We start from the raw sequence: 23,703 nt of genomic DNA, 5'->3' as shown, positions 1-23,703 counted from the left end.
TGTTTGATCCTTTTATCTTGGCGCTTACTTGGCGAAGGCTTCATCGAGGAATGCCTGGAGCTGAGCCAGATGCGTACGCATCAGGCCAGTCGCCGGCGAGGCAGCGGCCGGACGGCCGACATAACGGACGCGCTGATATTCGCGGCCCATCTGGTCAAAAACCCATTCAACATAGGGCTGGATGAAGGCCCATGCACCCATGTTCTTCGGCTCTTCCTGGCACCAGACCACTTCCGCATTTGGGAAGCGGCTGAGTTCGTCGAGAAGCGCCTTGGCCGGGAACGGATAGAGCTGTTCGACACGCAGCAGATAGACGTCGTCGACGCCCTTCTTCTCGCGGTCTTCGAGCAGATCGTAATAGACCTTGCCGGTGCAGAGCACGACGCGACGGATCTTATCGTCCGAAGCGAGCTTGATCGTGGTCTTGGGCAGGCCCGGTGCCTCGGCATCGTCCCAAAGGAGACGGTGGAAGACGCTGTCCGGACCAAGTTCCACGAGACCCGAGACGGCACGCTTGTGGCGCAGCAGGCTCTTGGGGGTCATCAGGATCAGCGGCTTGCGGAAGTCACGCTTGAGCTGGCGACGCAGGATGTGGAAGTAGTTGGCCGGGGTCGTGCAGTTGGCGACCTGCATGTTGTCTTCGGCGCAAAGCTGCAGGAAGCGTTCGGGACGCGCGGAGGAGTGCTCCGGGCCCTGCCCTTCATAGCCATGCGGCAGAAGCATCACGAGGCCCGACATGCGGAACCACTTGCGCTCACCCGAGGAGATGAACTGGTCGATGACGACCTGCGCACCGTTCACGAAGTCGCCGAACTGGGCTTCCCAGAGGGTCAGAGCGCGCGGCTCGGACAGCGAGTAGCCATATTCGAAGCCGAGCACCGCTTCTTCCGAAAGCATCGAGTTGATGACTTCGTAGCGAGCCTGGTTTTCCGGATCGAGATTGTTGAGCGGGGTATAGCTCTTGTTCTCGACCTGCTGGTCGTTCAGCACCGAGTGACGCTGGCTGAAGGTGCCGCGTTCGCAATCTTGCCCCGAGAGACGCACCGGATGGCCTTCGGTGACGAGCGTACCAAACGCGAGCGCTTCGGCGGTTGCCCAGTCGATGCCCTCGCCCGATTCAATTGCGCCGAGGCGATTGTCGAGGAAGCGTTTGACCGTGCGGTGCACGTTGAGGTCGGCCGGAACCTGCGTCAGCTTGGTGCCGATCTGGATCAGCTTGTCGAGGGCAACGCCGGTTTCACCGCGGCGAGCGCCATCGTCGTGGGCGGGCTTGAAATTCTTCCAGGCGCCATCGAGCCAGTCGGCCTTGTTCGGACGGTAATCCTGGCCGGCTTCGAATTCGGTCTCGAGCTTGGCGCGCCAGGCGGCCTTGAGCTGTTCGACGTCATCGGCGGAGAGCACGCCTTCGCTGACGAGCTTTTCCGAATAGAGCTCCAGCGTGGTCTTGTGGCTCCGGATCTTGGAGTACATGAGCGGCTGGGTGAAGCTCGGTTCGTCGCCTTCGTTGTGGCCGAAGCGGCGGTAGCAGAACATGTCGATGACGACAGGCTTGGCAAACTTCTGGCGGTATTCGACCGCGACCTTGGCCGCAAAGACCACGGCTTCCGGATCGTCACCGTTGACGTGCAGAACCGGGGCCTCGATCATCTTGGCGACGTCGGTCGGATAGGGCGAAGAGCGCGAATACATCGGCGAGGTGGTGAAGCCGATCTGGTTGTTGATGACCAGATGGATCGAACCGCCGGTGCGATGGCCCTTGAGGCCCGAGAGACCGAGACACTCCGCAATGACGCCCTGGCCGGCGAAGGCCGCATCGCCATGGATCAGCAGCGGCAGAACCATGGAGCGATCCGGCTTGCCGTCGGTGGCGATGTTGACGAGCTTGCCATCGGGAGAGATGTGCTGGTCCTGCTTGGCGCGCGACTTGCCGAGCACGACGGGATCGACGATCTCGAGGTGGCTGGGGTTGGCGGTCAGCGACAGGTGGACCTTGTTGCCGTCGAATTCGCGGTCGGAAGAGGCACCGAGGTGGTACTTCACGTCGCCCGAACCCTCGACGTCGTCGGGGTAGAAGGCGCCGCCCTTGAATTCGTGGAACAGCGCGCGGTGCGGCTTCTGCAGCACCTGGGTCAGAACGTTTAGGCGGCCGCGGTGGGCCATGCCGAGCACGACGTCCTTGATGCCGAGGGCGCCGCCGCGCTTGATGATCTGTTCGAGCGCGGGAATTGCGGCTTCACTGCCATCGAGGCCGAAGCGCTTGGTGCCGGTGTACTTGACGTCCAGGAACTTTTCGAAACCTTCGGCCTCGACCAGCTTGTTGAGGATCGCCTTCTTGCCTTCGGCAGTGAAGGTGATTTCCTTGTCCGGACCTTCGATGCGTTCCTGAATCCACTGCTTGGCTTCAGGATCGGAGATGTGCATGAACTCGATGCCGACCGTACCGCAATAGGTGCGCTCAAGGATCGCCAGCATTTCCGGGATCGTGGCGTATTCGAGCCCGAGATAGTTGTCGATGAAGATCTTGCGGCTGAAATCGGCGTCGGTGAAACCGTAGCTGCGCGGATCGAGTTCCGGCGCCGGCTCTTCGGCCTTCATCTTCAGCGGGTCGAGATCGGCATGGAGATGCCCGCGCATGCGATAGGCACGGATCATCATGATGGCACGGATCGAGTCGCGCGTTGCCTGCAGCACATCGCTGGCGGTCGGCGCGGGCTTGCCTTCGGCAGCGGCCTTCTTGGTCGTAGCCTTTTCCGCCTTGATCGCTACCTCGCCCCAGTTTCCGTCTAGCGCGGAAACGAGATCGCCGCTCGCGGACTGTGGCCAGTCCTTGCGGCCCCAGCTTGGGCCAGCAGCGTTCTTCTCGGCGATGCCATCGCTGTCATCAAGCCGGGAGAAGAAGCTGGACCACGTCGAATCGACGCTGTTGGGGTCCGTCTTGTAACGGGAATAGAGTTGTTCGATGTAGTCGGCGTTCCCCCCATAGAGGAACGAGGTCAGCAAGAACGTGTCGTTCTTTTCCTGTCGTGTCATCGCTTTTTGTGCAGGACCTTGCGTCCTGCCATCCTTCTCAACAAACCGGCGGAGAGCCGGCTCTAAATGCGGCCGCCCAAAGTGGGGGAATATTGACCGCTTTTCCTTTGTATCTTGTTAAGACTTGCGGCGCCCGTGGGAGGCGCCGCGGCTCACACTACAATTTTTCTCGTCTACCGGCAGGCTTAACACCGAACCGTGACTGAAGCGCGACCGACATTGGTCGAATGAAGCGACCGCAGCATATTATTCTCGTCGTCATTGCCGGGCCCGCCCGGTGGTGACGACATAAACAACATAGCGCCAAGCCCTAACCAACCCACCGTGTCATCCCCGCGAAAGCGGGGACCTCCGTTACCAAATAGGGGTTCCCGCTTTCGCGGGAATGACACCGCGGTTGTGGCCTTAGCCGCGCAGGACTTCAGCCAGCGTCTTGCCGATACGGGCCGGGGAGCTCGACACCTTGATGCCGGCAGCTTCCATGGCCGCGATCTTTTCTTCAGCGCCACCCTTACCGCCCGAAATTACGGCGCCAGCATGGCCCATGGTGCGGCCGGCGGGAGCAGTACGGCCGGCGATAAAACCAGCCATCGGCTTCTTGCGGCCGCGCTTGGCTTCGTCGATCAGGAACTGCGCTGCTTCTTCTTCAGCCGAGCCGCCGATTTCGCCGATCATGATGATCGACTTGGTGGCTTCGTCAGCGAGGAACATTTCGAGCATATCAATGAATTCGGTGCCCTTGACCGGGTCGCCGCCGATGCCGACAGCCGTGGTCTGGCCGAGGCCTTCATTGGTGGTCTGGAACACTGCTTCATAGGTAAGCGTGCCCGAGCGCGAAACAATACCCACCGAGCCCTTGGAGAAGATCGAGCCCGGCATGATGCCGATCTTGCATTCTTCCGGGGTCAGGACGCCGGGGCAGTTCGGCCCGATGAGGCGCGACTTGCTCTTTTCGAGCTTTGCCTTGACGCGAACCATGTCCATGACCGGCACGCCTTCGGTGATGCAGACGATGAGTGGAATCTCAGCGTCGATTGCTTCTTCGATGGCGGCAGCGGCGCCCGGAGGCGGAACATAGATGACCGAGGCATTGGCGCCGGTCTTTTCGCGGCCTTCGGCAACCGAAGCGAACACCGGCAGCGAGGCCGAGCCGTCGAGACCGGAAGTCCAGGTTTCACCGGCCTTCTTGGGGTTCACGCCACCAACCATCTTGGTGCCGTAGTAAGCCAGAGCCTGTTCGGTGTGGAAGGTACCGGTCTTGCCGGTGAGGCCCTGCACGAGAACCTTGGTGTCTTTGTTGACGAGAATAGACATTGGTTTTTCTCTTCTGCAGTGCGCTTAGGCGGCTTTGCCGACAGCGGCGACGATCTTCTGGGCGGCGTCGTCGAGGTCATCGGCGGAAATCACGTCGAGGCCCGAATTGTCGAGGATGGCCTTGCCTTCCTTGACGTTGGTGCCTTCGAGGCGAACCACCAGCGGAACCTTCAAACCGACTTCCTTGACTGCAGCGATCACGCCTTCGGCGATGACATCGCAGCGCATGATGCCGCCAAAGATGTTGACCAGGATGCCCTTCACGGCCGGATCGGCAGTGATGATCTTAAAGGCCGCGGTCACCTTCTCCTTGCTCGCGCCACCGCCAACGTCGAGGAAGTTGGCCGGCTCGGCGCCATAGAGCTTGATGATGTCCATGGTGGACATGGCAAGGCCTGCGCCGTTGACCATGCAGCCGATATTGCCGTCGAGGGCAACGTAGGCGAGGTCATACTTACTGGCTTCGATTTCCTTGGCATCTTCTTCCGAGAGATCGCGAAGGGGCTTGAGCTCTTCGTGACGGAAGGAGGCGTTGTTGTCGAACGAGACTTTGGCGTCGAGAACGCGCAGGCGACCGTTTTCCATGACGATCAGCGGATTCACTTCGAGGAGGCTCATGTCCTTCTCGGTGAAGGCCTTGTAGAGGATCGGGAACAGGTGTTCGCCATCCACGGCGGCCGTGCCGTCGAGCTTCAGCGCCGAGTTGATCTTGGCGATATCGGCAGCGGTGACGCCAGCGACCGGATCGATACCGACGGTGATGATCTTTTCAGGCGTGTCGTGAGCAACGGCTTCGATGTCCATGCCGCCTTCGGTCGAAACGACGAAGGACACCTTGGACGTCGCGCGATCGACCAGCAGCGAGCAGTAGAGTTCGCGGGCGATATCGGCGCCGTCTTCGATATAGAGGCGATTGACCTGCTTGCCGGCGTCGCCGGTCTGCTTGGTCACGAGCGTGTTGCCCAGCATTTCCCTGGCGTTCTTGACCACGTCCTCGACGGACTTGGCGAGACGCACGCCGCCTTTGGCATCGGGACCAAGGTCCTTGAACTTGCCCTTGCCGCGACCGCCGGCATGGATCTGGCTCTTGACCACATAGAGCGGGCCGGGCAGCGACTTGGCTGCAGCTTCAGCCTCGTCAGCCGAGAAAATGGCGACGCCGGCAGCAACGGGCGCGCCATATTCCTTCAGCAGCGCCTTGGCCTGATGTTCATGGATGTTCATTGAATTCCCCTTGGGTGGGCAGAGATGATCCGGCCGATTCTGGAGACCGGAAAGGGAGAAGCCGCTGGGGCTACCAGCGGCTTTTCTTATTCTTACGCCAGCTTCGGCGCGATTTTCTTACACGCCGCGATCAGGCCCTCAACGGCCTCTACGGACTTGTCGAAGGCCTTTTGCTCGGCCGAGTTGAGCGAGATCTCGATGACCTTTTCCGCGCCACCGGCGCCGATCAGCACGGGCACGCCGACATAGGTGTCCTTGACGCCATATTGGCCGGAAAGGAACGCAGCGGACGGCAGGATGCGCTTCTTGTCCTTGAGGTAGCTTTCGGCCATGGCAATGGCGGAAGCAGCCGGAGCATAGAAGGCCGAACCGGTCTTGAGCAGCGAAACGATCTCGGCGCCGCCATCACGGGTGCGCTGGATGATTTCGTCGAGACGTTCCTTGGTGATCCAGCCCATCTTGACGATGTCGGTCAGCGGAATGCCGGCAACGGTCGAGTAGCGGGCGAGCGGCACCATGGTGTCGCCGTGGCCGCCGAGCACGAAGGCATTGACGTCTTCGACCGACACGCCGAGTTCGTCGGCGATGAAGTGCACGAAGCGCGAGCTATCGAGAACGCCGGCCATGCCGATGACCTTGTTGGTCGGCAGGCCCGAAAACTTCTGCAGGGCCCAGACCATCGCGTCGAGCGGGTTGGTGATGCAGATGACGAAGGCGTTCGGAGCGTACTTGGTAATGCCGGCGCCGACCTGTTCCATCACCTTGAGGTTGATTTCGAGGAGGTCATCGCGGCTCATGCCGGGCTTGCGGGGGACGCCGGCGGTGACGATCACGACGTCGGCGCCTTCGATGTCCTTGTATTCGGACGTGCCCTTGATGACCGCGTCGAAGCTCTGGCTGGGAGCGGACTGGGAGATGTCGAGGGCCTTGCCCTGCGGAACACCGTCAACCACGTCGAACAACACGACGTCGCCAAGCTCCTTCTGGGCTGCGAGAAGGGCGAGAGTACCGCCAATCTGACCCGAGCCAATGAGTGCGATCTTCTTACGCGCCATAAGTCTTCATCCCGGACTGCGTTGATTTGGCGCACGTCTTAACCCTACCGGGCAGGAGGGGCAAGTGAACCCTTCGTCGTAAAGGCGCAAATCGCCTTGCCGATGGGCGATGGGGGTATGCCAAATGGGCATGTGGAGCTTCAGACCCCCTCCGCCGGCGCGGCATCGCGGAGGCCCTTTGCCAGGTACTCTTCGGACTGCATCTCATTGAGGCGCGAAATGGTGCGCTGGAATTCGAAGGCCGTCTTGTCGTCGCGGCCAAGTTGTTCGAGCGGCACTTCGAAACTGGCAGCGAGTTTTACGCCCCGGTCGTAGAGGCTATCGATCAGGAGGATGAAGCGTTTGGCAGCGTCGGACCTAGTGCGGTCCATCTGCGGGATGCCGTCGATAACAAGCGAATCGAAGTGGTGGGCGATGCGGACGAAGTCGCGCGTGCCGAGCGGCTTTTCGCAGAGATCGGAAAAGTTGAAGCGGGCCGCGCCCATGGATTGCAGCGGCACCGGAATCTGTCGGCCGATGCTTTCCACGACGCCCGGACGGCCGGGCTCGCCGCCGGTGATGCGGAGCCAGAGCTTGTCCATGGTGGCGCGCGTGTCGCTGCCGAAGGCATAGACCTGCTGGCCAGCAAATTTCAGGCGGCGATAATCCTGCTCGGAAAGCAGTTCGACGACCTCAGTCTCTTCCTTGAGCCGCGCGATAAACGGCAGGAAAAGCTGACGGTTGAGGCCATCCTTGTAGAGTTGGTCCGGCACCACATTGGAGGTAGCGATTAGTGTGACGCCGCCGGCAAAGAGCTTTTCGAACAGCCGATCGAGCAGCATGGCATTGGTAATGTCGTGGACGTGAAACTCATCCAGACAAAGGACGCGCAGGCCGGACTTCAGGATCGGCTTGGTGACCGCCTCGACCGGGTCGGCATCCTCGTTCTTGCCCCGGGCCGCCTTGCGGAAGGCCGAAATGCCGGCATGCACTTCGTCCATGAATTCGTGGAAATGCACGCGGCGCTTGTGGCGCGTCGGCAGGGCGGCGAAGAACAGGTCCATGAGCATGGTCTTGCCACGGCCGACTTCGCCCACGAGATAGAGCCCGCGCACCGCTTTGGGCTTGGTGCGCAGACCCAAAAAGCTTTTGGACTTGGCGGCCATGACGTCATGAAGGACGCGATCGAAATGCGCCGTAGCATCGAGCTGCGCCGGATCGCTCGTCAGCGCACCACGCGCGACAAGATCGAGATAGGCTTTGTGGACGGGACCCTGGAGGGAAGAGGTCATGGACAGAGTTCCGGTACCAAGACAATCACGGTGTCATTCCCGCGAAAGCGGGAACCTCCGTTTGAAACAGAGGCCCCCGCTTTCGCGGGGGTGACATGGTGGGGAGGCTGGACCTCAGGAGGTCAAGAAAAGGCCGGTCGCTAAGGACCGGCCCAAAAAAATCAACGCGACATCGAGATCGCCTGGCCACCGCTCACGGTGCCGATATAGCGGCCGCCCGAGGGAGCGAGGAAGGCAGCGATGTTGCCGTTATCATCATAGAGCTGCAGCTGGCTGCCGACTTGCTGCCAACCGGTGACCGAAGCGATCTGCGGCACTGCGCAACCCGGGGACGAGGCACGGTAGTAGTTCGTGCCGGTCTTTGCGGTCATCGGCAGGTTGAGCTGGCAGGTGCCCGTGCCGGCCGAGACCGTCCACACGCCTTCCGGACCCGTCGAGAAACCGGTCGCCGGAGCGCCGACATTGACGATCGAGCTATTGGTGCCGAGCTGGCCGGGGGTGGTCGCCGTGGCCGTGGTCATGGCCGGAGCGCCGCCGAGAACCGGCGTGCCCGAGAGACCCGGGGCCGGCGTACCGGTTGCACCGATTGCGGGCAGCGTGCCCTGTTGCACTGAGGACGACTGCACCGGCTGCAATTGCTGCGGTGCGCGCACGACGTTGAGATCGGCCGTGTTGGACCGAGCGGTCGACGAACAACCGGCCAGCGCCAGCGCGACGAGGCCCAATCCAATCACGGAGCCGGCTCCGCGCATCCAAACCTTCATTGGTCACTCCTGCCCGAAGGCTTAAAGGAAATTAACTCATTAGGCGGCTTATTAACCGAAGCTGCCTCAGGGTTCAACGCCCGACCCGCACAGAAAATCTTGCATTCCTTTATGGCAGTTTTAGGTGTTGGGCCCAGTCATGTCTTTCAACAACTCTTGGAACAGAAGCGTTGCATCGGTGGCTTCATCTTCCGGCACATCGATGCCCACACCCTCGCGGCCAAAGAGGTTTGGCACGCCCGGCAGGCCGCCATCGCGCGGCTCCAGCGGATGAAAGCCATGCGCGCGCAGGGCCACGAGAATGATCCGCGCCACGCCTTCGTCGCGCACCTGGCCAATGGTGACAAAATCCATATCCGCTCCTCTTCTCGCTCAATTGTGACCGGCTGACCGCTCGGCGGCAATGCCAATCCATGCTCAATCGAACGACTCAGCGCGCTTGGGACATTGCCAAAGCGGCGCGCAAATGATGCATTGCGGTTAAAGCCCCGCAGGCGCAAGGTGATTTGCCTCGCGACCAGAGAGGGCCCGAACAGGGAACGAGATGGGCGCCTATATCATCCGCCGTCTACTGCTGATGATTCCGACGATCTTCGGCATCATGGCCGTTTCCTTTCTCATAACCCAGTTCGCCCCAGGCGGCCCCGTCGAGCAGGCACTGGCCAATATGTCAGGCCAGAATGTCGACCTCAGCGAACGCGTCACCGGTGGGGGCGACGAAACACTGTCTCAGCCGCCGCAGGGCGCCGGCCAGAAGGGCGGCGAATATCGCGGCCGCCAAGGCCTGCCGCCCGAACTCGTCGCGCGCATCGAAAAACAGTTCGGCTTCGACAAGCCGCCGCTCGAACGCTTCGGCAATATGCTCTGGAACTATCTGCGCTTCGATTTCGGCGAGAGTTATTATCGCGACATTTCGGTGATCGACCTGGTGAAGGAGAAAATGCCGGTCTCGATCTCGCTTGGGCTTTGGATGACGCTGATCGCCTATGGCGTCTCGATACCCCTGGGGATAGCCAAGGCCCGCCGCGATGGCTCGCGCTTTGACGTCTGGACCTCCACCGTCGTCATCATCGGCTATGCCGTCCCCGGCTTTCTCGTCGCCATTGCGCTGGTCGTGCTCTTTGCCGGCGGCAGTTTCTGGTCAGTCTTTCCGCTACGCGGCCTTACCTCGCCCGGCTTTGCCAGTTTCCCGCTCTGGCGGCAGGTGCTCGACTATTTCTGGCACCTGGTCCTGCCCATCACCGCCATGGGGCTTGGGGCCTTTGCCACTGCTACGCTGCTGACCAAGAATTCCTTCCTCGATGAAATCTCCAAGCAATATGTGGTGACGGCGCGCGCAAAAGGCCTGACGGAAAACCGCGTGCTCTATGGCCACGTCTTCCGCAATGCCATGATGCTGATCATTGCGAGCTTTCCCGGCGCGTTCATCGGCGCCTTCTTCGGCGGCTCGCTGCTGATCGAGACCATTTTCTCGCTCGACGGCCTCGGCCTCCTCGGTTTTGAAGCCATTTCCACCCGCGACTATCCGGTGGTCTTTGCGACGCTCTACATTTTCTCGCTGCTCGGCCTCGTCATCGGGCTTATTTCCGACCTCGCCTATATGTGGGTCGATCCGCGGCTCGATTTCGAAAGCCGCGACACATGAGCATGTCGCCGCTCAACCAGCGCCGCTGGGCCAATTTCCGCGCCAACAAGCGGGGCTGGTGGTCGCTCTGGATTTTCCTCGTGCTCTTCGTGGTGACGCTGGGTGCCGAACTCGTCACCAATGACCGGCCCATCCTAGTGTCCTATAAGGGCGAACTGCTGGTGCCGGCCGTGGTCACCTATCCCGAGGCCAAATTCGGCGGTTTCCTCGCCACCACCGACTATCGCCAGCCTTTCATCGCCGAGGAAATCGCCGCCAATGGCTGGGCCATCTGGCCACCCGTGCGCTTCAGTCACGACACGGTGGATGGCTACCTCCCCTCCTCCGGCACCAATCCGCCAAGCTGGATGCAGAGCTGGGACCAGTTCTGCTCGCGCTATCCGCTGGGGGTGGCCGATCCCAATTGCAATCTCGGCAATTACCACTGGCTCGGCACCGACGACCGGGGCCGCGACGTGCTGGCCCGCCTCATCTACGGCTTCCGTATCTCCATCCTCTTCGGCCTGATCCTGACCGTCGTTTCGTCGATCATCGGCGTCTTCGCTGGTGCCGTTCAGGGCTATTTTGGCGGCTGGATCGACCTCATCGCCCAGCGCCTCATTGAAATCTGGACCTCTGTGCCGGCGCTCTATCTGCTGCTGATCATTTCGAGCGTCATTGCGCCAAGTTTCTGGGTGCTGCTCGGAATATTGCTGCTGTTCTCCTGGGTTTCGCTCGTCGGCATCGTCCGCGCCGAATTCCTGCGCGCCCGCAATTTTGAATACGTCAACGCGGCCCGCGCGCTCGGCGTTTCCAATGGCGTGATCATGTGGCGGCACCTGCTGCCCAATGCCATGGTGGCGACGCTGACCTTCATGCCCTTCATCCTATCGGGCTCAGTGACGACGCTGACCTCGCTCGACTTCCTCGGCTTCGGTCTGCCGCTGGGTTCGCCCTCGCTGGGTGAACTGCTGGCACAAGGCAAGCGCAACCTGCAGGCCCCCTGGTTGGGCCTCACCGGCTTTTTCACTATAGCCATCATGATGACCCTGCTGGTTTTCATCGGCGAAGCCGTCCGCGACGCCTTCGATCCGCGGAAGACGTTCAAATGACCGGTCCCCTTCTTTCCGTCCGCGACCTGACGATAAGGTTCGGCGCCTTCGAGGCGGCGAAGAAGGTTAGCTTCGACATCGCGCCCGGCGAGACACTGGCGCTGGTGGGCGAAAGTGGTTCGGGCAAGTCGGTGACGGCGCTGTCGATCCTGAAACTACTACCGCCCTCGGCCTCGCTCGAAGGGACGGTCTCGCTGAGCGGCCAAAACCTCGTTGCTGCCTCAGCCAATGAATTGCGCGCAGTGCGCGGCAACGATGTCGGCATGATCTTTCAGGAGCCGATGAGTTCGCTGAACCCAGTGCATACCGTGGGCAAACAGATCGGTGAAATCCTCGCGACGCATCAGGGCCTGCGCCAGACGGCAGCGCGCAAGCGCACGCTGGAGCTGCTTGCCGAAGTCGGCATTCCTGATCCAGGGAGCCGCATCGACGACTATCCGCACCAGCTTTCGGGCGGCCAGCGCCAGCGCGTCATGATCGCCATGGCGCTGGCGAACAATCCAAAGCTTCTTATAGCCGACGAACCGACCACGGCGCTCGACGTGACCGTGCAGGCGCAAATCCTGGCTTTGCTGAAAAAGCTGCAGCGCCAGCACGGCATGGCCATGCTGTTCATCACCCATGACCTGACCATCGTGCGCAAGATCGCGGATCGGGTATGTGTCATGACCCAGGGCGAGATCGTCGAGAGTGGGCCGACAGCAGAGATCTTCGCCGCGCCAAAGCACGCCTACACCAAGAAATTGTTGGCGGCCGCCCCGCGCGGCGCGCCGGTGCTGCCCAAATCCGCCTCACCCATTCTGGTCGAGACCAAGGACCTAAAGGTCTGGTTCCCGATCAAGCGCGGCCTGTTGCGCCGGACGGTCGGACATATCCGCGCCGTCGACGGCATCGACATCGCCATCCACAAGGGCGAGACGCTGGGCGTTGTCGGCGAGAGCGGCTCGGGAAAATCCTCGCTTGGCTATGCCCTCCTCCGCCTCATTCCGTCGGACGGCAAGATTGTCGTTCTGGGCCAGGATATCGCTGGGCGCTCGGGCCGCGCCCTGCGGCCGATGCGAAAGCATATGCAGATCGTCTTCCAGGACCCCTTCGGATCGCTCAGCCCGCGCATGTCGGTGGGCGAGATCGTCGAAGAGGGTTTGAAGGTTCACATGCCGCGCCTGACCGTGGCCGAGCGCGAGGCCCGTGTCGTCGCCGTGCTCGGAGAAGTCGGGCTCGACCCCAAATCAGCCAATCGCTATCCGCATGAATTCTCCGGTGGCCAACGCCAGCGCATCGCCATTGCCCGCGCCCTTGTGCTGGAGCCCGATTTCCTCGTGTTGGACGAGCCAACCTCGGCGCTCGATATTTCCATCCAGGCCCAGGTCATCGATCTCCTGCGCGATGTACAGCGCCGCCGCCACCTGACTTACCTTTTCATCAGCCACGACCTACGTGTCGTAAAAGCGCTGGCCCATTCGGTCGTCGTCATGCGCAATGGCAAGGTGGTCGAATCCGGCCCGGCCGCTGGCATTTTCGCTCGCCCCCGCGATCCCTATACGCGCCAGCTGATGGCCGCAGCCTTCGATATCGAAACCACAACCGACGGGTTGTTCCCGGCGGAAGAAACCGACTAACTTCAGCGCTAGACAAAAGCGGAGCCAGACTATGAAGCTCTCGACCCTCCTCGCCTCCGGCCTTCTCGCGCTCGGCCTTGCTGCGCCAACGGTCGCCCAGACCCCGACCGGCGTCTGGGTGCATGCCGATAGTCTCACCGAGGCGCCGAAATACCCCGAGGGCTTCACTCATTTCGACTACGTCAATCCCGACGCGCCCAAGGGGGGCACGGTGCGGCTGGGCTCACGTGGCGGGTTCGATACGTTTAATCCGATCCTGCCCAAGGGCGAAGTCGCGAGCGGTATCGGGCTGATCTACGAAACACTCCTCACCGCGTCACTCGATGAGGTGAACACCTCCTACGGCTTGCTGGCCGAGGCCATGAAGGTGGCTGACGACTATGGCTCGGTGACGTTCCGCATGGATCCCAAGGCGCGCTGGCACGATGGCGAGCCGGTGACCGCCGAGGACGTTGTCTGGTCCTTCGAGAAATCAAAGGAACTGAGCCCGGTCTACGCCCAGTACTATGCCAATATCACCACGGCCGAAGTGACGGCGCCGGGCGAAGTGACTTTCTCCTTCGACATGACCGGCAACCGCGAGCTGCCCCATATCCTCGGCCAGCTCATGGTCATGCCGCAGCACTGGTGGGAAGGCACGGGCGCCAATGGCAAGCCGCGCAATCTCGGCGAGTCGACGCTGGAGCCGCCGCTGGGCTCGGGCCCATACAAGCTCGCAAGCTTCGAAGCCGGCCGCTCAGTGACGTATGAGCGTGTCGACGACTACTGGGCCAAGGACCACCCGACCGAGATCGGCTCGAACAATTTCGACGAGATCCGCTACGAATATTTCCTCGATGAATCCGTCTGGTTCGAAGCCTTCAAGGGCGACCAGTTCGATTTCTGGAGCGAATACACCGCCCGCCGCTGGGCCACGGGCTTTGACTTCCCCGCCGTCGCCGATGGGCGCGTGATCAAGGAGGAATTCCCGCAGGACTATAATGGCCGCGGCGAAATGGTGGGTTTCATCCCCAATCTGCGCCGCGAGAAATTTCAGGACCAGCGGGTACGCGAGGCGCTGAACTATGCCTTCGATTTCGAAGAGCTGAACAATACCATCTTCTACAACCAGTATGCCCGGGTGAACTCCTACTTCTTCGGCCTGCCCTTCGCCGCCAAGGGCCTGCCGCAGGGGAAGGTGCTGGAAATTCTCGAAGGCATCAAAGACCAGGTGCCCGCGACGGTCTTCACCGAGGAATACGTCAACCCGGTCAATGGCGATCCGACCAAGCTGCGCGAAAACCTGCGCAAGGCGCTCGGCCTGCTCACCGAGGCCGGCTATACGCTCAACGGCACGCAGCTCGTCGATGCCAATGGCCAGCAGCTTTCCTTCGAAATCCTGATGCACCAGCCGACGCTGGAGGCCATCGCCGCCAATTTGCAGCGCAATCTCGGGCAGATCGGCATCGCGGTGAATGTCCGCATGGTCGACACACCGCAATATATCAACCGGTTGCGCAGCTTCGATTATGACATGATCTATGCAAGCTGGGCCCAGTCCTATTCGCCGGGCAATGAGCAGCGCTATTTCTTTGGTTCGTCCAGCGCCAATGAAGAGGGCTCGCGCAACTATGCCGGCATTGCCGATCCCGGTATCGATGCGTTGATCGACCAGCTCGTTGCGACGCAGGATCGCGAAACGCAGCTGGCCGTCACCGAAGCGCTCGACCGCGTGCTGCTGGCCCACGATTTCGTCGTGCCGGGCTATTCGCTGCGCTATTCGCGCACCGCCCGCTGGGACCGCTTCAGCCGCCCGGAAACGCTGCCCGAATTCTCCAATGGCTTCCCGACCATCTGGTGGTGGGACGCAGAAAAGGCGGCAAAGACTGGAGGCACGGGCCAGTAATCCTGTCACGACAGTGTCGTCGCGCCTGTGCAGTGATCCGCCCGCCGTATGGGCGATATTTCTACAAGGACTTTGGGCATGACGAACACCATCACCCGCCGCTTGGCTTTGCAACTCCTCGGCTCCGCCGCAGCCCTGCCCTTCATCGCCACGGCCATTCCGGCCGTGGCGCGGGAGGCCGCTGGCCGCATCATCGTCCTGTCCGACCTGCACTCGGCCTATGAGCGCACCGCGGAATTGTTGGCAACGCTCGAAAGCGAAGTCGCCAGCAACCCGGTCCCCCACATCATCCTAATCAATGGCGACGTCTTTGAACTCGGCAATGTCGTTGCCGTGCGTTCGGCCGGCATCATCGACTGGGCTTTCCTCGAAGCCGTCGCTGCCCTCGCCCCGACCGTCCTCAATATCGGCAATCACGAGCCCGACCTTGATACCGACCTTGCCAATGTCATCGCGCAGGCAGAGGAAATCGGCATCACCGTCGTCAGCAACATCACCGACACGCGCACGGGCGAACTCTATGCCAGCACCAGCACCGACCTGACGCTGGGCGTTCTTCCCGTCCGCGTCGTCGGCATCGCCACCGACAAGCTCAATACCTATCCCAAGGATAGCCGCGAGGCCCTGACCATTCCCGAGCCCGCCGCCTGGGCCACGGAGAACCTTGCTGGCCTGCTCGATGGCGATGTCCTGCCCATCGTCCTCAGCCATGCCGGTGTCGTCGCCGATCGCGCCATCCTGCCGCTGCTGACCGATGGCACGCTGATCGTCGGCGGCCACGATCACCTGACCTTTACCCATGACGAAGGCAAGACGCGCTACGTCCATACCGCCTCGTGGAGCAGCACCTATACGGTGGTGTCAGTCGCCGCCGACAAGTCCCTGTCCGTCGAGCAGTCTCGCGTCCACGACGATGTTGCCGCGAACGAAGCCCTTGCTGCGCTGATCAGCGAAACTCTCGCCGAGCACCTCACCGCCGAAGAACTGGCTGCCATCGGCGCCAGCCCTGCTGCAATGACGCTGGCCCAGACCGGCCGCTTCGTTGCCGAAAGCATGGCTGCAGCGGGCGAAGGCGATATCGGCTTTATCGGCCACACGACGCTCGGCAACGGTCTGCCGCAGGGCGATATCAGCAAGTATGCTTTCGACTCCGTCGTGCGCTTCGATGGCAAGCTGATGGTCGCCGATGTCGATGCCAAGACGCTCGCCGAAATCCTCGCCGTGGTGAATCAGAACGAAGCCCAGACGCTCGAACAGCGCACCGGCGACTTCCTCTACGCTGCCCCGACGGGCCTGCCGACAAAGGACGCCTATCGTCTCGTGACCAATGACTGGTCGGCGACCAACCAGAAGTCGTACTTTGGGCGGGAAGATCTGGTGTTCACGCCCGGTCCGGACGTGGGCTTGAAGGCGCTGGTTGTTGCGGCGCTGAAGTAGACTTCTGTCGACGCTATTCTCGCCGATATCATGAGAAACACCCCGGGCTTTGGACCCGGGGTGCTAGAATGGCTGCGATGAAGTCACTGAAAAACCTTGCGTTCGCTCAAGCGGCGATTGGCGGAATTCTTGGTGCGGCACGCTGCTGATCGCTGATCGGAAAAATCGGCGATGCGAGACGCACACGCAAATTCTCGATCAGGCGCAGCGTTTCTTTGTAGAAGTAGGATTCTTCGGAAGCACTATTGTGGCCGTGGCTGCAATCTTCACTCATTTGGGCACCCCTTTATTTGCGAGGAGTAGCCTGCGCCCGGTGCGCTACTTAACAATAGCGGGATTGTATCAAATTTGATGCAAAAGCGATAAGCCGGAAACGCCAGCAGGGCCGCTCGCTCAACCCGGCCGAGCTTACCCCGCCTTCCGCCCCACCAGATCCACCACATGTGACCTGCCGACATGCGTCAGCCCCTCGGCCAACTCCCTGTCCTCGTCGCTGAGATGCAAAATCTCTAGCGCCGCAAACTTCTCGGCCAGCAGCGCCTCGGTGTAGAGGTTTTCCAAAATCCCCGGCCCGCCGGTTTTGTACTCAAGCTGCCGTGGTCCGTATCCCTGCAGGATCAGCAGCCCACCGGGCTTAAGCGTTTCGATCATGCCGGCAAAGATTTCGTCGCGCAGTTCGGGCCCAGCGAACTGGAAGAAAATCCCCGCCACCACATCGAAGCGGTCCTTCGGCCAATCATAATCGGCAATATCGAGCAAGTGCGTCTGGAGCGGCACGCGGCGCTTGGCTGCCAACTTCTTCGCTTTGTCGAGGCCGACCGGTGAAGCGTCTATCGAGACGACATCGAGGCCCTGCTCCGCGAGCCAGACGCCATTACGGCCCTCGCCATCGGCAATTGCGAGGGCCTTGCCCGACTTCGGCAGCAGATGGCCTTGCGCGGCGAGAAAAGCATTGGGCGCCTCGCCGAAAACATACTCGTCACGGCTATAGCGATCGTCCCAGAAGCTCATCAATAGTCCTGTTCGTAGAACACACCCACGCTTGAGTCACCATTCTGACCGGCCGTGCCGCGCACCACAAGGTCATTGGTGACGTCGAGGTTGATCGTCACCTTGGACTGGCCATTCGCTCCGGCGGTGACCCCAAGATAGATATTGTCTTGCAGGTAAGTGCCGGCCTGCACGCCCACATTGCCCTGCGCGTCGGTGACGACATCGAGGTCGGCAAGACCGGCCGCGCCACGCAGCCCGTCGACGAGACCGCCGCCACCGCCGCCAACGAGTTCGGCGGCTGCGCCGGCAAGCTGCGCCAATTGCAACGGCGTCAATTCGCCCATGGAGCGCTTGAAAATCAGGCGGCTCAGCACTTCGTCCTGCGGCAGGCTCGGATTGGAGGTGAATGTTACTTCCGGTGCCGAGGCACGGCCTGCAATGGTGACGAACACCGTGATGCCATCGCCCTCGGTCCGCGCCACGAAATAGAGCTGGGGGTCGAGATCGCCCAGCATGGTCACGGTGCCCGTTTCGAAATCGAGACGCTGGCCGAGGACGGAGAGGCGGCCGCGATTGAGCGAGAAGGCGCCGACCGGCTGGATATTGCTGAGAGGCCCGGCAAGGCGCACCGAACCGCCGACTTCGGCATCGAGCCCACGGCCGCGAATGAAGATCTGGTTGGGCGCGTTGACGGTCACATCGAGCAGGAGGCCGGACGAGCGGGTCTGCGGTACCGGCGCACCGGCCGCATCGATGCGGGCACGCTGCAGGGTCTGCTTCACCGCGGGAGGTGTCGCCACATGGGTGACATCGATCAGCGGCGTACCGCCACCAAAGCCTTCCGGCACGGTGATATTGGCATTCTCGATATTGAGCGTACCGGCCAGCAGGGGTGTAACCGCGAGATTGCCGGTCAACGTCAGGCCGCCAGAAACCGTGGCGAGGAAGATTTCGCCATCCGAATAGCGGGCCGAATTGAGCGAGACGCGGAGGTCCGCCGGGAATTGGCCGGAAAGCCCGACCGTGCCCGAGGCCGAGACATTGCCGCCGGTCGCCAGATTGGCCGTGAGGCTTTCGATGCGCGCCGAGGTGCCGGCAAGCGTGGCGCGGCCGGTAATGTCGGTGAGGCGCAGATTGAGTTCGGGATCGACATAGCCTGCGCCATTGATCGACACGGAGCCACCGAATTGCGGGGCGGCGATGCTGCCCGACACATCGGCGTTGAAATTGGCCATGCCCGAAAACTGGCCGCCGCGATCGACGAGGAAGCGATTGGCGAGCGCCAGCGGCGCCGAGCCCGTGAGCGTCACGGCAAGCCCGCCGCCCGACAGCGGCACACGGCCCGAACCTGTGACATTGAGGCCAGCCGCGCCATTGGCCGAAAGCCGCTCTATGGCGACGCTATTGCCGGCATAGGAACCGGCGACAGTGAGGCCAATGGGAGCAATGCCGAAGGACCGGATGGCGGCGGCATCGATGCCGCTGCCGCGCGCATCGAACCGCACCTGCGGATTGGAGGCCGAACCCGAGACGACCGCCGTGCCATCGAGCGTACCGGCAAGACCGAGGCTAGGCACCACGGTATTGGCGATGGAGAGTGGCAGGGAGGCAATGCTGACATTGAGCGCCAGCGTTTCGCCCGCCGTGCCCGAAGCGGTGAGGCTGCCCGAGCCCACATCGAAGCGCAGCGCATCAAGAGCGACGCTATTGCCCTGCACCAGCAAGGTGGTGGGATTGGCAAGACGCGCGGCAATGCTGCCCTGGGTGAGATCGGCACGATCGAGCGCCAGGCGATAGCCACCCTCGACCGGGGCAAGGCCCCCGGAGATATCGACGCTGGTGCCGGTCGCGAGGGCCGCCCGAGCCTCAAAGCTCGTCGTATCCCCGCTCTGGCTGGCGCGCGCATTGAGCGTGTTGACCGTGGTGCCGGCGGCAACGACACTACCGGCCGTGACCGTGCCATTGAGCGCGGGAACGCCGAAGAGATCGACCGCCGTAGCGCTGATCTCGGCGCGGCCAACGGCAATGTCGTTGACTTTCAAATTGGTCGCGTTCGCGGTCAGCCCAGCCTGCTGTACGCCATCGACCGGCGACAGGGCCAGCGCCGCATTGATGCTGCCCGAGGCTTCGGTGAGCAGCAGTGCGGCCGCAAGCGATATGTCGGACGCGGTGACATCAAGTCGGCCATTCAGCAATTGCGTATCGACCGCGCGGCTGACTGAGCCAAAGACACGTGTGCCGGCAATTTCGAAATCGAGATTGTTGAGTGCCTGCTGCGCCGTGTCGGAGACGACCTGCGAGGTGAGCGTCGCCCGGTGGCCATCGAGCATGGCTTCGCCGCTGATGCGGCCGGTCAGGTTCCCCTGCAGCAGCGAGAGATCGAGGCCGACCTGCGCATCGCGGAGGTTACGGCCGACGAGATTGCCATTGGCGACCGTCGCATCGAGCACGAGAGCGACCGGCGCATCGGCCGATGCCGATTTCGCCGTGCCGCGCACGACGAGCGCGCCGGAGGCCTGATCGGTGAGGAGGCCGAGATCGGAGAGATCGAGCCCGATGGCGAAATCGGCTTGACTGGTGCCATAGACACCGTCGGCGGTGAACTGCACCTGCGGATTGGTAAGAGAAAAATCGTCCGCGACGATGCCGGCTTCGGTGCGGGCAAGGCGCCCGGACAGTGCCACATCGCCGGCCAGCAGCTTGTCGGCGGTTTCATCGCCGATGGTGAGATTGCGGCCCGAGCCTGCAAAGGTCAGGTCAAACGCGCCGCCGACAAAGGCAACGGAGCCTTCGGCGTCGAGCGAGAGGCCGCCGGTCAGTTCGCGCTCCGCAAGGCCGGAAAAGGGAGCGATGCTGCCGGTCTCGACACCGATGCGGCCGCGGAAAGCGCCGCCATCGATGACACCCGAAAGCCCCGCCGTCAGCGCTTCGCCCACAATGCGCAACTGTGCCAGTTCAATCGGCTGGCCGGCATTCCAGAGCCCGGCAATACCGAGGCCGACACTGTCGCCAAGCGCGGCTTCCACCGCTTCCTCGCCGGCAATGCCGGAAAGCGTACCGTCGCCATTGAAGGTGATCATGCGCGTCAGGGGATCGGAGAGATTGCTCGCAACCCCATTGATGGCAAGGCCGACGCGCTCGGCCGAGAAATCGCCGGTGATCAGCTTGTCGATGCCCAGATCGGCGCTCCAGTCCTCCGAACCGTCGCGGCCGAAATCGACCGTGAGTTGCGCAGCCTGCACCTGCGGCGCCCCGGAAGCGGGCAAGAGGACGAGGCCGCCAGCCGGGTCGGCAATGGAAGCCTTGAGGTCGAGGCGCGAGAGGAAATTGTCGGCCGTCGTGCTGGCATTGGCCTGCAGCGCCAGTTGCCCGCCGGTCAGCGACAGATCGTTGAGTTCGATGCCACCGGCGCTGCGCACCAGGGCATTGAGCGACAGCCGCGTATCGTTGCCGAAGAAGGGCCGATATTGTTCGGCCATGAGCATGGAAAGCGGACCACCGAGATCGGCGTCCACGGCAAAGCCTTCCGCCGTCTGATTGATGGTCGAAACGCCGGCAAGCGCGGTCTGGCCATTGGCGAGCAGGCTCAGGTCGGCGCGCAGATCCGCCACCGGCCCCTGCCCCGCAAGGGTGAGCTGCATGGCCGGGCGCCCCTCGATATTGAGGAGATTGGCGAGTACGCCGTTTTCCGGCTCGTTGAGATCGAATTTCAGGTCGATCTCATTGGTTTCGCGCACATAGGACACGTCGAGATTGAGCGTACCGCCGGGCCCGTCGAGGCGCGCGATATCGAGCGCGGTGTTCAGATTGCCGCCTTCAAGCGCCAGATTGCCGGCGAGCGAAATCTCCGAACCGAGGCCAAAGACGCCGTCTCCGAAGGTGACGCGGGGCACCGAGAGTTCGCCGATATTGATGGCCACCGGAAATTCCGGCACCGAAAAACTGCCTGCTTCCGGCGGCGGCAGATCGACGCCCTCGGCCGGAACGGCATTGCGGATATAGTCGATCGACTCGGCCTTGAGCGAATTGACCTGCAACCGGCCGGTAAAGAGCGCGGCCTGGCTCCAGTTGAGGCTCGCATTATTGACCCGCAGCCACACTCCCTCTTGGTCGGCAATGGTGATCTCGCGGATCGACACATCCGAGCCGAGCGCGCCATCGATATTAGACAGGCGAATCTGCCGCTCGGGCGTCGAAAGCTGGCCTTCGACGAAACCGGTCAGCCAGTCCTTCTGCGCGTCATCGGAATTGTCCTGCGCGACGAGCGCCACGGGCACCCCGATCAGCGGCACGAGAACGAGCGAAGCCAGGGCAACGCGGCGGTATTTTTTCTTCACAAGCGGCATCATCAGAAAGCCTGCCCGATGCCGACATAGATAGCATAGTCCGGATCGCCCGCCCGCTTGTTGAGCGGAATGGCTACGTCGAGGCGCAGCGGGCCGAGCCCGGTATAGTAGCGCACGCCGGCGCCAACGCCGAGGCGGAGTTCATCAAGGCTCGGGAAGGTATCCGCCGCGACATAGCCACCATCGACAAAGCCGACGACGCCAATGCTTTCGGTCACCTTGGCCCGCGCTTCAAGCGAGGCTTCGAGCAGATAACGTCCGCCGGTCACGCCGCCCTTGCCATCGTCGACGCCGATGGACTTGACCGCATAGCCGCGCACCGAGCCGCCGCCACCGGCAAAGAACAGCTTGTCCGGCGCGATTTCATTGAGTGCTGGGCCGAGCAGTGCACCGGCCTTAACGCGGCCGGCCAGCACGAACTGGTCGTCCTCGGAGAAGCCAAAATAGGTGCGGGCTTCAGCGGTGAGCCGCAGCCCCATCTTTTCGAAGGAAAAGTCGTAGTAGGGCTCCGCATTGCCCGCGAGATACCAACCCTCGGTCGGATCGACCGTGCTGTCGCGTCCGTCAAAGGTCGCGCCGGCATAGATGCCGAGGGTCGAGAAATCGCGGGTACCGAAGACGTCGTCGAAGCGTGCGCGCTCATAAACCACGCCGCCCTCGGCCGTCAGTTCATCCGAGAAATAGTGCGTGAGACCCAGACGCGCCTGTGCCGATGTTTCCGTATAGGTCGGATAGATCGTGCGCTCGGCTGCGATGGCGGCGACGAGATCGGTATCGGGAGTAAGAAAGCCTGGCTTGGTGAAGGTGCCGCCGAACATATAGTCGAACTGGGCGGTATCGATGGGCCAGGCAATGCTGGCGACGCGCGCATCGAGCCGCAGCCGTTCGGCCTGCCCGAAGAGATTGCGCCAGAGATGGAAACCTTCGACGCCGAGACCGTCAATGGTGGAATATGTAGCGCCCGCACCAAAGCGGCGGCCGGGCAATTCCTCGACCAGCAGCTCATAGGGCAGCAGGCCATCGGGCGAAATATCCTGCGCCGCCTGGAAACGCGCCGCCCGGAACACTTCGAGACGGTCGAGACGTTTTTGTGCACGCGTCAGGTCGTCGGGATCATATTCCTGACCCACGGCAAGCCCGGTCTGCTGGCGCACGAATTCCGGGTTCATGTTTTGGGTGCCGGTCACCGTGATATCGCCAAACGCCGCGAGGCGCCCCGGATTGACGTTGATGGTCACATCTACGGTGTTGTTCGCATGGTTGGCGACGACATCGCGGCCAGTGATCTCGGCCTTGGCATAGCCCTGCTGCTGCCAGGCCTGAACCGCAAGCTGCTCGGCCGCAAGGATCACCGAAGAGCGCGCCACCTGCCCGGCACCAAAACCGCGCAGCACCGGCAGATCGACCTGGTCATCGGGATCGCTGGTCGCGGGCGCCTGGTTGGCGATGTTGACGCTATTGAAGGTAAAGAGCGGGCCGGGATCGACCGAAACACTCACATCGACCGGATTGGGCAGCCGCGCATCGGGCGCCAGCTTGGAAGCTTCGACGCCACCGATGAGGATGCTGATGGCGGCGCCGTAATGGCCCTCATTGTAGAGAGCCGCGATGATGCGCCTGTAGTCGCCGCGCGCCTTGGCCAGAAGCCCTGCAACGCCGGAAGCCGGCTCACCCTGATCGGCCACGAGCGAGGAAGCATTGCGCGCCGCATTTTCGACGGCGCCAGTCTGCGTCGAAGAGAACGTGACGACATAGTTCTGCGGATCAATGATCACCGCATCCTGAGTCTCGTCCTCGAAAAACTTGAAGCCGAACAGCTCAAAACCATGCGCAGGAGCCGCCACAGCCAAGGAGGCCGCGGCGATGCACAAGGCGCCAATACTCGATACCCAACGCGCGCTTTGCAGTGAACCAGTTCCCGACCGTTACGCTTCAACCAATAGATCAAAGCTGAGAATAGCTTGGCGCTCGGAAAGATTGGGTTAACCCTCCCCCGCCTGCCCAAAGGGCGTCCTCTTCATGGCGAGTT

General features: G+C 62.1%; 16 protein-coding genes. 5 read left to right on the top strand and 11 right to left on the bottom strand.

Going from position 1 to position 23,703, the window contains the following annotated elements; all coding sequences use genetic code 11:
• Positions 1 to 24: 24 nt before the first annotated feature.
• The 7 genes from J7557_RS00440 to J7557_RS00410 form a co-directional block, all read right to left on the bottom strand.
• Positions 25 to 3,030, bottom strand: a complete 3,006-nt coding sequence (locus tag J7557_RS00440) for a 2-oxoglutarate dehydrogenase E1 component (RefSeq protein ID WP_291416255.1) — start codon at positions 3,028 to 3,030, stop codon at positions 25 to 27.
• 405 nt (positions 3,031 to 3,435) lie between these two features.
• On the bottom strand, positions 3,436 to 4,344 hold the full coding sequence (gene sucD, locus J7557_RS00435) for a succinate--CoA ligase subunit alpha (RefSeq protein WP_291416253.1): 909 nt from the start codon (positions 4,342 to 4,344) through the stop codon (positions 3,436 to 3,438).
• Between the two features lie 24 nt (positions 4,345 to 4,368).
• Positions 4,369 to 5,568 (bottom strand): ADP-forming succinate--CoA ligase subunit beta, encoded by a 1,200-nt coding sequence (gene sucC / locus J7557_RS00430; RefSeq protein WP_291416251.1) that lies wholly within the window; start codon positions 5,566 to 5,568, stop codon positions 4,369 to 4,371.
• 92 nt (positions 5,569 to 5,660) lie between these two features.
• A complete protein-coding gene (gene mdh / locus J7557_RS00425; RefSeq protein ID WP_291416249.1) occupies positions 5,661 to 6,623 on the bottom strand; it encodes a malate dehydrogenase in 963 nt (320 codons plus the stop codon).
• 140 nt (positions 6,624 to 6,763) lie between these two features.
• On the bottom strand, positions 6,764 to 7,894 hold the full coding sequence (zapE, locus tag J7557_RS00420) for a cell division protein ZapE (protein ID WP_291416247.1): 1,131 nt from the start codon (positions 7,892 to 7,894) through the stop codon (positions 6,764 to 6,766).
• 161 nt (positions 7,895 to 8,055) lie between these two features.
• Complete coding sequence (locus J7557_RS00415) at positions 8,056 to 8,658, bottom strand: AprI/Inh family metalloprotease inhibitor (protein ID WP_291416245.1); 603 nt, start codon at positions 8,656 to 8,658, stop codon at positions 8,056 to 8,058.
• 120 nt (positions 8,659 to 8,778) lie between these two features.
• Positions 8,779 to 9,012 carry a hypothetical protein gene (locus tag J7557_RS00410; protein WP_291416243.1) on the bottom strand — a complete coding sequence of 78 codons (234 nt, stop codon included), beginning with the start codon at positions 9,010 to 9,012 and terminating at the stop codon, positions 8,779 to 8,781.
• Between the two features lie 190 nt (positions 9,013 to 9,202).
• Here J7557_RS00410 and J7557_RS00405 point away from each other — a divergent pair, with 190 nt between their 5' ends.
• The 5 genes from J7557_RS00405 (at position 9,203) to J7557_RS00385 (ending at position 16,335) form a co-directional block, all read left to right on the top strand.
• The gene (locus tag J7557_RS00405) at positions 9,203 to 10,303 is read left to right on the top strand and encodes a microcin C ABC transporter permease YejB (RefSeq protein WP_291416242.1); all 1,101 of its coding nucleotides are present in this window, start codon (positions 9,203 to 9,205) and stop codon (positions 10,301 to 10,303) included.
• A complete protein-coding gene (locus J7557_RS00400; RefSeq protein ID WP_291416240.1) occupies positions 10,300 to 11,394 on the top strand; it encodes an ABC transporter permease in 1,095 nt (364 codons plus the stop codon). Before J7557_RS00405 ends, J7557_RS00400 begins: the two co-directional genes overlap by 4 nt.
• The gene (locus tag J7557_RS00395) at positions 11,391 to 13,013 is read left to right on the top strand and encodes an ABC transporter ATP-binding protein (RefSeq protein WP_291416238.1); all 1,623 of its coding nucleotides are present in this window, start codon (positions 11,391 to 11,393) and stop codon (positions 13,011 to 13,013) included. The genes J7557_RS00400 and J7557_RS00395 overlap by 4 nt, the downstream gene beginning before the upstream one ends.
• Before the next feature lie 31 nt (positions 13,014 to 13,044).
• Complete coding sequence (locus J7557_RS00390) at positions 13,045 to 14,898, top strand: extracellular solute-binding protein (RefSeq protein WP_291416236.1); 1,854 nt, start codon at positions 13,045 to 13,047, stop codon at positions 14,896 to 14,898.
• A gap of 78 nt (positions 14,899 to 14,976) precedes the next feature.
• Positions 14,977 to 16,335, top strand: coding sequence for a metallophosphoesterase (locus J7557_RS00385; RefSeq protein WP_291416235.1), 1,359 nt, complete (start codon positions 14,977 to 14,979; stop codon positions 16,333 to 16,335).
• Positions 16,336 to 16,441: 106 nt separating this feature from the next.
• On the opposite strand, the gene J7557_RS00380 is transcribed toward J7557_RS00385, so the two are convergent.
• The 4 genes from J7557_RS00380 to J7557_RS00365 form a co-directional block, all read right to left on the bottom strand.
• Positions 16,442 to 16,609 (bottom strand): hypothetical protein, encoded by a 168-nt coding sequence (locus tag J7557_RS00380; protein WP_291416233.1) that lies wholly within the window; start codon positions 16,607 to 16,609, stop codon positions 16,442 to 16,444.
• A gap of 134 nt (positions 16,610 to 16,743) precedes the next feature.
• The gene (locus J7557_RS00375) at positions 16,744 to 17,346 is read right to left on the bottom strand and encodes a cyclopropane-fatty-acyl-phospholipid synthase family protein (protein WP_291416231.1); all 603 of its coding nucleotides are present in this window, start codon (positions 17,344 to 17,346) and stop codon (positions 16,744 to 16,746) included.
• The gene (locus tag J7557_RS00370) at positions 17,346 to 21,677 is read right to left on the bottom strand and encodes a translocation/assembly module TamB domain-containing protein (protein WP_291416229.1); all 4,332 of its coding nucleotides are present in this window, start codon (positions 21,675 to 21,677) and stop codon (positions 17,346 to 17,348) included. Before J7557_RS00370 ends, J7557_RS00375 begins: the two co-directional genes overlap by 1 nt.
• A complete protein-coding gene (locus J7557_RS00365) occupies positions 21,677 to 23,545 on the bottom strand; it encodes an autotransporter assembly complex family protein (protein WP_291416226.1) in 1,869 nt (622 codons plus the stop codon). The genes J7557_RS00370 and J7557_RS00365 overlap by 1 nt, the downstream gene beginning before the upstream one ends.
• Between the last annotated feature and the right edge of the window lie 158 nt (positions 23,546 to 23,703).

Source organism: Devosia sp., assembly GCF_017744655.1.
GTDB lineage: Bacteria > Pseudomonadota > Alphaproteobacteria > Rhizobiales > Devosiaceae > Devosia.
Note: the sequence above shows the minus strand (reverse complement) of the source record. Positions and strands in the feature narration are given on the sequence as shown.

Excerpts from the sequence above, each read along its gene's own strand:
- J7557_RS00440 (WP_291416255.1), bottom strand. The coding sequence starts at position 3,030 with ATGACACGACAGGAAAAGAACGACACGTTCTTGCTGACCTCGTTCCTC.
- J7557_RS00375 (WP_291416231.1), bottom strand. The coding sequence starts at position 17,346 with ATGAGCTTCTGGGACGATCGCTATAGCCGTGACGAGTATGTTTTCGGC.
- zapE (WP_291416247.1), bottom strand. The coding sequence starts at position 7,894 with ATGACCTCTTCCCTCCAGGGTCCCGTCCACAAAGCCTATCTCGATCTT.
- sucD (WP_291416253.1), bottom strand. The coding sequence starts at position 4,344 with ATGTCTATTCTCGTCAACAAAGACACCAAGGTTCTCGTGCAGGGCCTC.
- J7557_RS00395 (WP_291416238.1), top strand. The coding sequence starts at position 11,391 with ATGACCGGTCCCCTTCTTTCCGTCCGCGACCTGACGATAAGGTTCGGC.
- sucC (WP_291416251.1), bottom strand. The coding sequence starts at position 5,568 with ATGAACATCCATGAACATCAGGCCAAGGCGCTGCTGAAGGAATATGGC.
- J7557_RS00370 (WP_291416229.1), bottom strand. The coding sequence starts at position 21,677 with ATGATGCCGCTTGTGAAGAAAAAATACCGCCGCGTTGCCCTGGCTTCG.
- J7557_RS00380 (WP_291416233.1), bottom strand. The coding sequence starts at position 16,609 with ATGAGTGAAGATTGCAGCCACGGCCACAATAGTGCTTCCGAAGAATCC.
- J7557_RS00385 (WP_291416235.1), top strand. The coding sequence starts at position 14,977 with ATGACGAACACCATCACCCGCCGCTTGGCTTTGCAACTCCTCGGCTCC.
- J7557_RS00415 (WP_291416245.1), bottom strand. The coding sequence starts at position 8,658 with ATGAAGGTTTGGATGCGCGGAGCCGGCTCCGTGATTGGATTGGGCCTC.
- J7557_RS00390 (WP_291416236.1), top strand. The coding sequence starts at position 13,045 with ATGAAGCTCTCGACCCTCCTCGCCTCCGGCCTTCTCGCGCTCGGCCTT.
- J7557_RS00410 (WP_291416243.1), bottom strand. The coding sequence starts at position 9,012 with ATGGATTTTGTCACCATTGGCCAGGTGCGCGACGAAGGCGTGGCGCGG.
- J7557_RS00405 (WP_291416242.1), top strand. The coding sequence starts at position 9,203 with ATGGGCGCCTATATCATCCGCCGTCTACTGCTGATGATTCCGACGATC.
- mdh (WP_291416249.1), bottom strand. The coding sequence starts at position 6,623 with ATGGCGCGTAAGAAGATCGCACTCATTGGCTCGGGTCAGATTGGCGGT.
- J7557_RS00400 (WP_291416240.1), top strand. The coding sequence starts at position 10,300 with ATGAGCATGTCGCCGCTCAACCAGCGCCGCTGGGCCAATTTCCGCGCC.